The organism is Corynebacterium sp. HMSC14H10 (assembly GCF_001807105.1).
GTDB classification, from domain to species: domain Bacteria; phylum Actinomycetota; class Actinomycetes; order Mycobacteriales; family Mycobacteriaceae; genus Corynebacterium; species Corynebacterium jeikeium_D.
The window spans coordinates 19,405-32,344 of the sequence record NZ_KV787421.1; the positions used below are offsets into that span (position 1 = coordinate 19,405).

Annotated in this window: 14 protein-coding genes; 7 read left to right on the forward strand and 7 right to left on the reverse strand. The window is 57.2% G+C overall.

Going from position 1 to position 12,940, the window contains the following annotated elements:
* Positions 1–4 precede the first annotated feature (4 nt).
* Entirely contained in the window at positions 5–613 is a 609-nt protein-coding gene (locus HMPREF3135_RS04465; protein ID WP_160310020.1) for a LytR C-terminal domain-containing protein, read from the reverse strand.
* Positions 614–816: 203 nt separating this feature from the next.
* Here HMPREF3135_RS04465 and HMPREF3135_RS04470 point away from each other — a divergent pair, with 203 nt between their 5' ends.
* The gene (locus HMPREF3135_RS04470) at positions 817–1,113 is read left to right on the forward strand and encodes a DUF4193 family protein (RefSeq protein ID WP_016422655.1); all 297 of its coding nucleotides are present in this window, start codon (positions 817–819) and stop codon (positions 1,111–1,113) included.
* Between the two features lie 109 nt (positions 1,114–1,222).
* On the opposite strand, the gene HMPREF3135_RS04475 is transcribed toward HMPREF3135_RS04470, so the two are convergent.
* Positions 1,223–1,699, reverse strand: a complete 477-nt coding sequence (locus tag HMPREF3135_RS04475; RefSeq protein ID WP_049173043.1) for a DUF3093 domain-containing protein — start codon at positions 1,697–1,699, stop codon at positions 1,223–1,225.
* Between the two features lie 166 nt (positions 1,700–1,865).
* On the opposite strand from HMPREF3135_RS04475, the gene dut reads away from it, so the two are divergent.
* The 3 genes from dut to HMPREF3135_RS04490 all read left to right on the forward strand — a co-directional run bounded on the left by dut (position 1,866) and on the right by HMPREF3135_RS04490 (position 4,616).
* A complete protein-coding gene (gene dut, locus HMPREF3135_RS04480) occupies positions 1,866–2,318 on the forward strand; it encodes a dUTP diphosphatase (protein ID WP_016422657.1) in 453 nt (150 codons plus the stop codon).
* Between the two features lie 118 nt (positions 2,319–2,436).
* Positions 2,437–3,216 carry a DUF3710 domain-containing protein gene (locus tag HMPREF3135_RS04485; RefSeq protein WP_070438320.1) on the forward strand — a complete coding sequence of 260 codons (780 nt, stop codon included), beginning with the start codon at positions 2,437–2,439 and terminating at the stop codon, positions 3,214–3,216.
* A 134-nt stretch (positions 3,217–3,350) separates the two neighbouring features.
* The gene (locus tag HMPREF3135_RS04490; RefSeq protein WP_049193025.1) at positions 3,351–4,616 is read left to right on the forward strand and encodes a class I SAM-dependent RNA methyltransferase; all 1,266 of its coding nucleotides are present in this window, start codon (positions 3,351–3,353) and stop codon (positions 4,614–4,616) included.
* Here the strand turns inward: HMPREF3135_RS04490 and HMPREF3135_RS04495 are convergent, their stop codons facing one another.
* Entirely contained in the window at positions 4,617–5,918 is a 1,302-nt protein-coding gene (locus tag HMPREF3135_RS04495) for an HRDC domain-containing protein (RefSeq protein WP_049193026.1), read from the reverse strand.
* Between the two features lie 40 nt (positions 5,919–5,958).
* A complete protein-coding gene (locus tag HMPREF3135_RS04500; RefSeq protein WP_042388665.1) occupies positions 5,959–6,549 on the reverse strand; it encodes a DUF3000 domain-containing protein in 591 nt (196 codons plus the stop codon).
* A 134-nt stretch (positions 6,550–6,683) separates the two neighbouring features.
* Here HMPREF3135_RS04500 and hemE point away from each other — a divergent pair, with 134 nt between their 5' ends.
* The 3 genes from hemE (at position 6,684) to hemQ (ending at position 10,160) form a co-directional block, all read left to right on the forward strand.
* A complete protein-coding gene (gene hemE, locus HMPREF3135_RS04505; protein ID WP_049193027.1) occupies positions 6,684–7,793 on the forward strand; it encodes a uroporphyrinogen decarboxylase in 1,110 nt (369 codons plus the stop codon).
* 105 nt (positions 7,794–7,898) lie between these two features.
* Positions 7,899–9,377: a protoporphyrinogen oxidase gene (gene hemG, locus HMPREF3135_RS04510; RefSeq protein WP_049193028.1), complete on the forward strand. Its 1,479-nt coding sequence runs from the start codon at positions 7,899–7,901 to the stop codon at positions 9,375–9,377.
* 84 nt (positions 9,378–9,461) lie between these two features.
* A complete protein-coding gene (gene hemQ, locus HMPREF3135_RS04515) occupies positions 9,462–10,160 on the forward strand; it encodes a hydrogen peroxide-dependent heme synthase (protein WP_049173031.1) in 699 nt (232 codons plus the stop codon).
* A 91-nt stretch (positions 10,161–10,251) separates the two neighbouring features.
* On the opposite strand, the gene msrB is transcribed toward hemQ, so the two are convergent.
* The 3 genes from msrB to HMPREF3135_RS04530 all read right to left on the reverse strand — a co-directional run bounded on the left by msrB (position 10,252) and on the right by HMPREF3135_RS04530 (position 12,882).
* Complete coding sequence (gene msrB, locus HMPREF3135_RS04520; RefSeq protein WP_048733231.1) at positions 10,252–10,677, reverse strand: peptide-methionine (R)-S-oxide reductase MsrB; 426 nt, start codon at positions 10,675–10,677, stop codon at positions 10,252–10,254.
* Entirely contained in the window at positions 10,670–11,926 is a 1,257-nt protein-coding gene (locus tag HMPREF3135_RS04525; RefSeq protein ID WP_070827430.1) for a glycosyltransferase family 87 protein, read from the reverse strand. The genes msrB and HMPREF3135_RS04525 overlap by 8 nt, the downstream gene beginning before the upstream one ends.
* Before the next feature lie 143 nt (positions 11,927–12,069).
* Positions 12,070–12,882 (reverse strand): dihydrofolate reductase family protein, encoded by an 813-nt coding sequence (locus tag HMPREF3135_RS04530; RefSeq protein ID WP_049193029.1) that lies wholly within the window; start codon positions 12,880–12,882, stop codon positions 12,070–12,072.
* Positions 12,883–12,940 lie beyond the last annotated feature (58 nt).

Here is a 12,940-nt window from a genome sequence, read left to right on the forward strand (position 1 = left end):
CGGTCTAGGAGCAGGTGCTCGAGCCTAACGAGCTCAAACCCTCTAGGTCGGCTTGTTCGCCACGGTTCAATGCGGACATCGTTTCCTCAACCTGGCTGGCTACTTCGAGATCCTTAAACCCCTTACCCAACGACACATCGACGGTTGCATCCGGCCGACCATCGTGGATGAGCTCAAAGCAGGGGAAAAGAGCGTGAAGCGCCGCGGCGTGGCCATTGAAGTCCTCGCCATAACGCAGCTGGCCGAAGCAACCGAGGTCTTGGTTTTCCACAATAGGGTCGTTGCCGTAGGGAACCTGCTCATCGAGGACAAAATCGAGCTGCCGCAATTGCTCGGCGACGGTTGTAGCCTGGCCGACTTTGCCGTTGGCATTATAAACGCGCACATGAACATCCGACGGTGGAACGACGTGCTCTCCGATTAGCGTGGTGGAGGAAACAGGGGCCCCAGCCGCGGGGAGGGAACAGGACACCGGATAACTTGCCGGTTGGCTGCGGAATGCCAATACCCACAACGTAGCGGCAATCACTACAGCAACGACGGAAACCACCACGTAGGGAACAATTTTTCGTCGATGTGATGTGCTCGAAGTGCTCGCGGGGCCTGAACTCATAGCCATCATGTTATCCTCTCCTCGGCTTATGGGCATAGAAACCTATTCTGACCTGCAGAGGTGACAGATTGCGTGAATTGCCTTAATATCCGCTGAGAAAGGCGCTGGAGAGTACAGGGTGTCAATCGTCTCAACGCGTTGTATTCTCCGAGAAAAAGTCAGTTCACAATGTCTAGCAAAGGTCCAGAAAGAAGGTTTGGGACATGGCTGTAAACTACGATGCCCCGCGTACTCGTGAAACCGAAGAGCTGGAGACCGATTCCCTCGAGGGCCTTCAGGCTGCATCTGCTGAGAAGGAAATCGACGACACTGACGACGGCGAAATTGTTGAGCCGTTCGAGTTGCCGGTTGCCGACATCGCGGGTGAAGAATTCGATATGGATGTTGCCCCGAAGGGGGAGGATGAATTCACCTGTGGCTCCTGCTTCATGGTGATGCACCGCTCAATGATCGCAATCGATAACGGCGATGGATTCCCCATCTGTCAGGACTGTGCCTAATCCCCGCACAGCCGGGATAGCTTCCTAGGAAAAAGGAAAACCGCCACTACCACGGTTCTGGCGGCGCTGGGGCCGTCGGCAAGCGTGTAGCGGCGGTGAGAGATTTGACCTAGCGGTCGAAGAGACTGTCAAGCAGTGCCTCGGGGTGGCGGGTGGAGACCAGCCAATAGGGGGTGGGGTCGTCCGGATCGTCGAGGACTAGCAGCACCATCGTGGGAATCCACGTGTGTGTAACCAGGAACGCTGCTGGATCGAGCTGACGGCCCAACGCATTGCGCTGCGCGGACTTCGGGACCACCAGGGATTTGGCAACAACCGATGCTGGCAAAACTGCCGTGCCAGCGTGAAGCCAGCGTTCACCAGTGCTGTCCACTTCCACGGACACCGTGGTCTTCGACATAGTCAACAGCACCCACACGCCCACGGCCAGACAAATAATGCCGCCGATGACAAGCCAAATCGGTGAACGGTTAAAGCCAATCTGGGCCGTGCATACAAAAACGGCAGCAGCGCCGAGTACCCAGAACCACCAGGGAACCCAGAGCTTTTCGGAATAGACAATCGATGAATCTCCGCTCGAGCTCATTGCTATTGCCGCACCTTCAGAGACGGATGCTGAGCTGTCGTCGCGACGAGGCTGCAGGTTATCTTTTCCACTCACGGTTATCCATTCTAGGGCACGGCTATGCTCGGTACTGACAAGGCCGAAGTGCGGTTCTTAAAAGACGCGACAGCGAAGGATATACAAAGAGATGACTTATGCCCCGGTGCAAGTGAAAAAGCTCGCTAAAGACGCTGTGATTCCCCAGCGTGCGCATGCCGATGATGCCGGTGTGGATTTGAGCTCAGTGGAGGATGTCATCCTAGCACCAGGGCAGCGGGCGCTCGTGGGAACCGGTATTGCCATTGCTTTGCCGGCGGGCACAGTGGGATTGGTTCATCCTCGCTCCGGATTGGCTTTCAAAAAGGGGCTGTCCATCGTCAACGCTCCCGGCACGATTGATGCCGGTTACCGTGGTGAGCTTAAAGTCTGCCTGATCAACTTGGACCCGACCAATGCGGTGGAGATCGCCAAGGGCGATCGAATTGCCCAATTGGTTGTGCAGAAGGTCGAGCTCAGCCCGCTGGTGGAAGTCGATGAGCTCGATGAAACTGAACGCGGCGTGGGAGGTCACGGGTCAACCGGAGTGTCCACGACGCTTTAAAACGCCTCTGACAGCGCGGGGACCCTACCAAGTGTGGTTCAATGCGTGAAGAGCTCAATAAAGCGTTTACAAAAGCGTATACAAAGATTTCTTTTTAGCGAGGTGTCAATAAACCACCATGTGGCCATTTGGAAAGAAGAACCAGCCAGAAGAACCAGCTGCTGAGGCAGAGACCGTTGCCACCGACTCTGCGGCGCCAGCTTCTGAGGAGGCTACCGCAACCGTGCATGACGACGCGTCGGAAACCGCCGCGGAGAACGCACCAGCAAACGGCCCCTTCGACATCAACAGCGCTAGCCCGACGCAGTTTGATTTTTCGGACTTCGCGAAGGCCAGCCTGAACCTCGGTTCGATGCTGCTGCCTATTCCTCACGTTGGTGATATTCAGGTGGAGATGGGGCCGACAGGTCCAACCATGCTGCACGTCGCCACTGAGCATGGCCGCGTAACTCCTGTAGCATTCGCTGCTCCGACGTCGGGCGGCCTCTGGGAGGAGTCCGCTCAGGAAATCAAGGACGGTCTTGAGTCCGATGGCCTCGATGTCCACGTCGAGCAGGGGCCGTGGGGTTCTGAGGTCGTAGGTCGCACCTCCGATATGGAAATGCGAATCATCGGCGCCGACGGCCCGCGTTGGATGCTTCGCATGACGGCTTCCGGTCCGGCTGATCGGGCGGAGGAACTCGCAGATCTCGCCCGCGGTCTCCTTGCCCGTAGCTTCGTCTCTCGCGGTGAAAACCCGATGCCAGCAGGTCAGCCGCTTCCGGTTACGCTGCCGTCCCAGATGGCCGAGCAGATTCGTCAGGCATACCAGCAGCAGACCCAGGCTGCCCAAGCTGAAGGTGAACCCGGGCAGGTGCCAGGCGCTACTGGTATCAACCCGGATGGCTCCACCAATTAGTTTGGTCAACCCGCCAGCAGAGAGAAGCTAGCTACTTGACCAGTTAGAAAAGGATCTGCAGGCGCCACTGTGCACTGCCCGCCGCCGTCACCCGACGGCGGCTTTTCTCTTGTCAGCGGGTAGTATCACACTGCGTGAACATCGAAGTGACTATTGACCGTCCCGCTGCCGGCGGAGAATTCATTGCCAGCTACGACGGACGAATCGGTTTCGTCACCGGCGGTATCCCCGGCGAACGCGTTGTTGTCGAAATTGCCAAACCTGATGCCAAGCTGTGGCGCGGCAATGTCGTTGAGGTTTTGGATGCCTCAGAGCATCGAATTTCGCAGCGTTGCGAAGCAGCTCAGCAGGGCGCGGGCTGTTGCGACTGGGGTTTTATTGATCCTGAGCACGCGGCGCGTCTCAAGGCTGATGTCTTGACCGATTGCCTGCGCCGTCTTGGACGTTTCACCGCCGACGAGCTGCCAGCTATCGATGTTCTTCCACTGGCTCCGACCTCCCGTTGGCGCACGCGCGTGCGGCTGGGTGTGGATTCCCAGGGACGAGCGGGATTACGTCGTTCCCGTTCCCACGAGCTCGTCATCGGCTCCGAGTGCGTCCAAACAGTTCCCAATCTCATCGCTGGCTTTTCGACGGCCGGAACCATCCCCGCCGCTAAGCCTGCTCGCGGTCGCGGGAGCAAGAAGCCGAAGCCAGGAGAACTCCATGTGGCCATGGACACGGAGGGTAACCGAAGTGCTGTGTACGTTTCCGGCACCGGCAGGAACCGCAAGCAAACGGTGATTGAAGGCGAGCCAACCACACAGCACACTGTTCACGGAATTACTTTCGATGTGCCGACTACCGGTTTTTGGCAAGCCCATTGCCATGCCCCTGAGTTCTATGGATCGCGCATCATTGAACTGTTGGCCGGTCAGTCTTTCTCCTGTGGTTGGGATCTTTACGGTGGCGCAGGCGTTCTGTCGGCGGCACTGCGCAAGCTAGTTGACGCAGAGGGCTCAATTCTCTCTGTCGAGGGTTTTGCAGCGGCAGCGACGGCGGGGCGCAAGGCCTTCACTGCAGCTGACCACAGTGCGAATGCGTCGTCTGCGGCACCAGTCCGGTTCGTTACTGGGGATGTCACCAAGGTAGTGCGCCGCGAAGTTGCTAATGAGGAAACACCAAACCCGGATATCGTCGTTCTCGACCCTCCGCGCTCCGGTGCTGGTAAGGATGCCGTTGCAGCTATTGCTCAGGCAAAGCCACGCGTGGTTGTACATTTCGGTTGCGATCCGGCGACTTTTGCCCGCGATGCCCGGTACTGGGCTGACTACGGCTACGCGTTCAAACACCTCGAGGTCGTTGACGCATTTGGCCTAACGCATCACTTTGAAACCATCGCGGTGCTAGAGCGGCTGTAGCTAGAGTGGCTGCCGCATGGGCGCAAGAACGTTGGCGCCGATCACGTCGGCAAGCAAATGTGCCTGCCATGGGCGGAAACCCTGTTCGCTGAGGTGAGCGGAGATTTCGGTAACGGCTGGCAGGCCGCCAGCGTAGTTGTCGTGGTGGCGGAAAACGAATGAGCCGACTGCGCGGCTGTGAATCCACCACACCAGTTCACGTGTCTGCGCGGAAGTGATGAGTGTATCTTTGCGCAGATGTATTTGGGCACAGACGTTGTCGATGCAGTCTCGCGTGGTTTCGAAAATCTCGGCGGCTTGTGGGGCATGTTCAGCCCAACGCCGAAAGTGGGGCATCTGGTTGGGAGCCTGCTTCTGGGGCTTCGGCCATGACGACCTGGGTTCCTGACGGGCTTCATTAACGACCTTCAACCAAGCGTCCGCAGCACCGCGACGGCGACGTGGAAATCCACGGATTGCAGTCAGTTCACGCTGCGTACCGGGGAGTTGTTCTGCGATTGTACGTAGAACGCTGTGACCCATGACGTGTGTTGGGGAGACATCACGGCGCTGCGCGATTTCGTCACGCTCAGTCCACAGTGCACGGGCGACGTGAAGTTGTTCGGGAGTGCGCAGCTTCCCAATCCCTTTGAGCCCCTGCCACGAGTGTCCGACGTGCAGGCCATCGAGGTATTTACGGTTTAGAGCGAGTTCGCGTTCGCATTCCTGTTCCAGCCATTCCAAACGGTCGAGCTCAGTCAGCGCCTGACAAAGAACCTCGGCGAGTTCGATGAGCAGCTCGACATCCAAGGCTGCGTAGTCCAGCCAATCTGCTGGCAGTGGACGAGTAGACCAATCCTCTCGACCGTGCCCCTTGGCAAGTCCAACTCCGAGGAGTCGCTCTGTCAGAGCTGCTAAGTTGACTCGCTCCAGGCCGAGAAGGCGGCCGGCCAGCTCAGTGTCAATGACTTTGGTGGGGTAGAGGCCCAGAGCTGCGAGGCAGGGAAGGTCAGAATGAGCGGCGTGAATAATCCAGGTCAGGTCGTTGACTGAGGAACCAAAAACGGCCATCGCCTTGCGACCATCTTCGGGATCGATGAGAAAGGTGCCCGCTCCACGGCGGCGAAATTGAAGCAGGAAGGCGCGGTCGTCGTAGCGATATGCCGAAGCTCGTTCAGTATCGACTGCGAGCCAACCGTGTCCTTTGGCCAGCTGCTCACCGGCGTCAATAATGTCGTCGATGGCAGAAAGCACGCGTGGAGTTCCCTCGGCTGGGGCAAGTCTTACTTCTACGTCGGGACTAGTTTCCACGTCGGAGCTCATCGCACGCCTCTTCGGTCGTCGGTATCAGCAGTCGCCGGTATCAGCCCAGCAGGGAAACGCCGACGGGTGGCAGACCAGCGACGTTCGCTAGTACCTGAGCGAAGGATTCAACGTGGGTGCGCAGGTCGGTGCCACGAGCAGTCCACGATGCGCGCATTTCTAATTGAAAGGCCTGTGGCTTGCCGCCGATCTCGCCATAGCGGACAGAGTTCGTAGTAGTCACCGTGCCACCCAAGTTCGACAGTTCGGCGTTGTTCTCAGCCAGAGCCTCGGTGAGCCATTGCCAGGCAACCTGGGGAAGCAACGGATCTTCCGCGAGGGAGGCATCCATATCCGCCTGGATGTATGCAACCAAGCGCATGTCACCGTCCCAGGTTTCCTCACTGCGGGGGTCATGGAGCAAAATTAAACGACCAAAGGCATCGTCGTCCGAGGACTCGGGGACGATATCAGCTTCGGGCTGCGTGACCTCAAGCGAGACAGCGTGGCTAAACGGTGCCAGCTTCTGCGGTGGCCGAACGGTGCCCAGAGCAATCTCAGGTCGCAGTTCAGCAGAGTGCATTGACTGGACCGCGGCGCGGAAGTTCTGTGGCATTGAATCGGTTCCATTCACGCGCCTGAACTTAGCCATATGACGCTTGCGTTAGTGGGAGGCGCGCCGAAAAGAGTGGGAAGCGACCAAGCGGTTCGTCGAAAACGCACAGCAGGGCGAGCGATTTCCCTGTTCTTAGTACCCCACACATCAATTTCTAAGGTAAGTGGGGCATGATTGTCCGTATGAACAATCGTCGCACTTTGACTGATGCCCCGATTCTTGATGCAGCTTACGGTCGAACTCCGTCGCGCCGCCCGGTGTGGTTTATGCGGCAAGCTGGTCGTTCACTGCCTGAGTACCGTGAGGTGCGCAAGGACATCGGTATGTTGGACTCTTGCTTCCGCCCGGAACTGCTCGCTGAGATTACTATGCAGCCGGTACGTAGGCACGACGTTGATGCTGCGATTCTTTTTTCCGATATCGTCGTGCCACTGAAGGCCGCAGGTGTCAACCTGGATATTGTTCCTGGCCGCGGTCCAGTAATGGATACTCCGGTGCGCTCGGAAGCAGACATTAAGGCGCTGCCGGAAGTCACGGAAGAGCAACTCGCTCCGGTGGCCGAGGGTATCGGCCTCATTCTGCAAGAGCTGACTGAGACTCAGGCACTCATTGGCTTCGCCGGTGCACCATTCACTTTGGCGTCGTACCTGATCGAAGGCGGTCCATCCCGCAATCACGAGCGCACTAAGGCGCTGATGCACTCGGACCCTGAATTGTGGGATCACCTGATGCAGAAAATCACTCCGATGGTGATTGCTTTCCTGCGCGCGCAGATTGGTGCTGGTGTGGACGCTATTCAGCTCTTCGACTCCTGGGCTGGCTATCTCACCGAGCGTGATTACCGCCGCTTTGTGTTGCCGTACTCGAAGGAAATCTTCCAGGCCGTCGCCGACGCCGGCATTCCGCGCATCCACTTCGGTGTGGGCACCGGCGAGCTTCTCGGTGCGATGGCTGAAGCCGGCCCAGAAGTCATGGGCGTCGACTGGCGCGTGCCACTGGACGTTGCTGCCAACCGCATTCGTGCCACGCTTTCCGACGTTCACCGAGGCGCAGACCCTGCGGAAAACAGCCTTGCATTGCAGGGAAACCTTGACCCGGCGATTCTCTTTGCCGGTGAAGATGCAATGACCCAAGAGATTCAGCGCATCTGCTCTGAGGCGGACCGTGCAATTAAGCGTGGTGACGCCCGTGGACATATCTTCAACTTGGGTCACGGGGTGCTACCGAATACCGATGCCGACGCGATTACGCGCGCCGTTGAGATCATTCACGCAACGTAAAAGCCGACGCAACAGGCGTGTAAAACACGCACTAGCTAATTTCCTACAAGTCTTATCGACCGTGCCCGCTCGAGGCGCGGGCATAGAGAAAGCGTACGAAATACCGTGGTTGCACAACCTTCTACCATTGCCGTCATAGGTGGCGGTATCTCCGGCCTGACCGCAGCGTATGAGTTGCGTAAAAAGCTCGGACCCGCCGCAAGAATAATTGTCATCGAGTCCAGTGCACAGGTCGGCGGCAAGCTGAAGACTCGAACAGGAACTAACGGCCCTCTCGAAGCGGGCGCTGAGGCGTACCTGGCGTTCCGTCACGATGCCACCGAGTTTTTCAAGGAACTCGGTTTGGCAGATCAGCTAGTCGCCCCTTCGGGGCTGCCTTCCAAGCTCTACATTGGAGGTGAACTCAAGGACCTTCCGCGTAACACGGTCACCGGTATTCCAGGAAGCTCAGAAGGGTTGGGCTACCTCCTCAGCGAGGCCACCCTCGCCAAGATTGATGCCGAGTCGAACCCCGAGCTCACTCCAGCCTTGCACTGGGTACTGGGAGACGACATGAATGTCGGCCAGCTGGTCGCGGCGCGGCTCGGTGAGGAAGTCGTTGACCGCATCGTCTCCCCGCTGCTCGGGGGCGTCTACTCAACCACCGCATACGATCTGGGTCTGCGTGCGACCATCCCACAGCTGGCGGCAGCGCTTGATGAAATGGCTAGTGTCGGTGACCATGTCAGCCTCACCGGCGCTGTCCAGCGCGTTCTGGAAGCACGTAAGGAGGCGCAGCAGGCGCGTCTGAGTAGTGAGGCTGCGACAGATTCGACGAAGACGAAGCGACCGGTGGTCTTCCAAACGTTCCGCGATGGCTTCGAGGTTCTCTACAACACGCTTGTCGACGAATCGGGAGCCGAACTCCTCTTGTCGACGAAGGCTACTGGTCTGCGCCAGCATGACAACGGCTTTGAGGTGACAGTGGAACTGCCGTCGGAAAGCGGCACGAGCATTAGCACTATCGACGTCGACGGTGTTGTCGTGGCGGCACCTTCTGCAACCACATCGGAGCTGTTGAGCAATCTTGCGCCAGAGGCGGCCGAGCTCATTGGTGGGGTAGACACGTCGAACTCGGCGGTGGTCGGTATGTGTTTCGACTCGTCGGAAGGACTGCCGGAGATCAACGGCGTGTTGTGCGAGATTGGTGCTGACCTGTCCGCGAAAGCTTTTACAGTGTCGTCCCGGAAGTGGCCACATATTGGTGAGCGCTACGGTGCCGTTGTGAGGGCAAGCTTCGGCCGTTTTGATGATGACTCGCACGTGCATCGTAGCGACGAGGACCTCATCGCCAGGGCAAAAGCAGATTTGGCTAAGGCGACTGGCTTTGATGCCGAACCGACAGCGGTTTTCGTCCAGCGTTGGTGGGCGGGGATTCCACGCTTCGATATGGGGCATGGAGGCCTGATGGATTTTGCTCGCCAGGATTTGGCCGAGGTGCCTAAGCTTGCAGCAACAGGGGCGTGGCTCAGTGGCCCGGGCATTCCGGAATGTATCTCCAACGCCAAGGCTGCGGCCAGCAAGATTGCTGCGGAGCTGGCATAAAGCTGCGAGATTGGTGCTGAGTACGAAACTGGCGCTGACCCATCGTTTTTAAACAAACCTTTCAACCGAACTAGGAGACAACTAATGACCAAGCTCGATTTCAAGAAGCTCAACGACACCATCCGCTACACCATGTGGTCTGCCTTCAAGGTGACCCCAGGTGCACTCGGTGATAACCGCGAAGAGGCAGTGGCTAAGACCAAGGAATTCCTGGCTCGTTACGAAGACACTGATCTGATCATCCGTGGTTTCTACGATGTTTCGGCCATGCGTGCTGAGGCCGACTTCATGTTCTGGATCCACGCAGAGAAGCTGGAAGACCTGCAGGCGTTCTACAACGCCTTCCTGCGCGAGACTCCGCTGGGCAAGGCATCCACTCCGCACTGGTCGAACGCTGCGCTGCACCGTCCAGCTGAGTTCAACAAGTCGCACCTGCCGTCGTTCATCATGGGTGAAGAGCCGGGACGATGGATTGCGGTTTACCCCTTCGTTCGTTCCTACGACTGGTACCTGCTGGAGCCGACCGAGCGACGCCGCATCCTTGCTGAACACGGTATGGCCGGTCGTGACTACCCGGATGTGCGCGCCAATACTGTCCCGGCGTTCGCACTCGGTGACTACGAGTGGATCCTTGCATTCGAGGGGCCGGAGCTCGACCGCATTGTGGACTTGATGTGGAAGATGCGTTACACCGAGGCTCGTCTGCACGTCCGCGAAGAGATTCCGTTCCACACGGGACGTCGCGTCGATGACATCGCAGAGATCATCAACGTTCTGCCGTAGCTCACGCAATCAACGAGAGAATCAGCAGCGCCGCTGGTCAAGCCCCGTTAACTGACGGGATTTTGACCAGCGGCGCTGCTTCTCTATCTAGTTATTCAGCCGTCTTGTCCGGTTCGAGCGTGAGTGAAATTGAATTGATGCAATAACGCAGGTCGGTCGGAGTATTGTATCCCTCACCCTCAAAGACGTGGCCGAGGTGAGACTTGCAACGACTGCACAGCACTTCGGTACGGACCATACCGAGGCTGGTGTCTCGGCGCTCAATAATCCGGTCTCCAGCTAGTGGAGAGAAGAAGGATGGCCAACCGCAGTGAGAGTCGAACTTCTCGTTCGACCGAAACAGCTCGTAACCACAGGCCCGGCAGCGGTAGACACCTTGAGTCTTGGTATCGGTGTACTCACCGGTGAAGGCGCGTTCAGTACCTGCCTGACGCAAAACCTGGTACTCCGCGGCACTGAGGCGTTCGCGCCATTCTTCTTCGCTCAGATTCCAGTCTTCGCTATGCGAATCAACCATTCTGAATAGCCTCCTCAGACTTGAGATCAGATTCCTGATTAGACTTCCTGCCTGCTATCTTCCAGTCGCTCAGCCAGCTGAAGCCGGATGCAAAGCTACGCCCATTGACGGCATCCACAATCGTCATTCGAATGAGTGCTGCCGTGATGGAGAGAATAAGAACGGCCCATCCAATACCGCCGATTGCAACCGTGAACCACGGGAAAAAGAGGTCATCTTCATCAATCCACCAATTGGCGTAGAAGAAACAGAGTACGACTCCGAGTCCTGCGCCCCAATTCAACATGACTGTCGAACCAATATTTCCTTCATTGTCGCGAGCCAAAACCAATGGGCGAAGCACGGTGAGAACCATTGGCAAGAGCGTCATCGAGTAGTACTGCTGGCCCAGGCTGGAAAGGAAGAACGCGCCGGTGAAGAGAACTCCGGAAGTCGTAGCAATCCAGAATATCTCATCCCTTTCGAGCCAGCGAAGAAGGAGCACGACGGATACCAAGACGAAAATGCCGAAAAAGATCTGCCACAGCAAAATCAGGGTCGGATGGGCACCTAGCCAAACAAGCTGTCCAGTCAGTGAAGCATTTGCAAAGTCACGGACAACTCCCAGGTAGGGGACGGTGATATCTAGGTAGTCACGTGGTTGGACCATGAGCGGCCACGCAATGACATTGGCTGCAATTACCACTCCGATACTGGTCAGTACCGTAGAGAACTGCCTGCGCATGAACGGTAGGAACAGCATTGGCAAGAAAACAGGTTTAATGGTGATTGCGATACCGATGATCAGGCCGGCCAGGATATTGCGCCGCTCGGTCAGAGCAATAAAAAACAGCACTAATGCAAGGAAGAGTGAACCGTTGACGTTCGTAAAATCAAGGGTGTTGGTAACGGGTTCCGTGAGGTAGAGCAGTGCTATCGACGCTGGAATGATGGGGCCAGAGCGCGCAATACCAAGCCACCTCAGCAGCAATACAATTGCCGCAATGATTGCAGCTGACTGAAACACCGCAAACCAGATTCGGCCCGATTCAAGCGAGCCGAACAAATCAATCGGGGCTAAAAGTAGGGTAGCGCCTGGGGAATACAGATAGTGCGGATCGGCTGTTACGTAGTCTTCCGAATAAACGGGTACCTGCGATACGAATCGATTAATTGCCGACCAGACGGTCGTAAAGTCATCTGTGCCAGAAACGTCTTTCGGCAAAACCCAGGTGCGGTGAAAAATCACCACAGCTGCGATAGGCCACAAGAAAGCGCTGAGTCCTCGCGACACGTGCCGAGACAGAGGGCGTGGAGCCACCGAATTTGTCTCTGGCGTGTCCTTGGACGTTTGCGTTAATGCCGTTGCGCTTGCGCTCACGTCGATTTTTGGTTTACTCACAATACTCCACCCTACTGGGTGAAGCTGCGGGAATAGCGTAGGAAGATGTGTGAGTCGGAACGTAGGATATCCCGCACTTCAAAAGCCTGCGGGTTCGTCGAGTTCGAGTCCTCATCAGGGTCGTTCTCGCCGAAAGTCAGGGGGCCGTTACCCACCCACATCGGCGACAATGTCAGGAACAGTTCGTCGACGCACCCCTTTTTGAATGCTTCTCGATACATCGTCGATCCACCCTCTACGACAATGTCCCGATACCCATGTTCAGCCAGCCACGTTAACGCCGCTTTTACCGAGGGGTTAGGGAACTTAACGACGCGAGCCCCGGCCGACTCCATCTTTTTAGCTTTGTTCTTGTGAGCGGCTCTTGCCTCTTCATCATTAAAAGCATCTTTAGTCGGGGTGAAGATTATCGGAGGATTGACTTCTGCATTCGCGAAAAAGTCAGATTTTATATCTAAATCCAACGAGCGCGAAAGTGTGGACATCGCCACGTGCTCGGAGCGACCTAGCTTCTGTCGAACGGCCTCTAGGTACTCCGGTATCTCAACTGGCCCGTACCCCTCGGACGCAATGGTGCCTGTACCAACGAAAACGACGTCGGCAAGCGCGCGAAGCGTGTTGAAAACCGTGGCATCGGTGTCGTTGCCAAGCTGGCCAGAGGTGCCTTCGACGGCGCCGCGTCCGTCCAAGCTGGTGACGGCGATGGCCGTGACGGTGGAGGTGTTGTGAGACACCGCCGCTGTATCATGTGTCGTTTGCGCAGGTCGAGAAAGAAACTGCAGAATTTCGTCGGTCGATGGGCTTACGGAGGTGAGTGTAGCCATACCGCCGAGGTTAAGCCGACGATTGCAGAATAGGCAAGGCCTGGCTTATAAGGGAAGT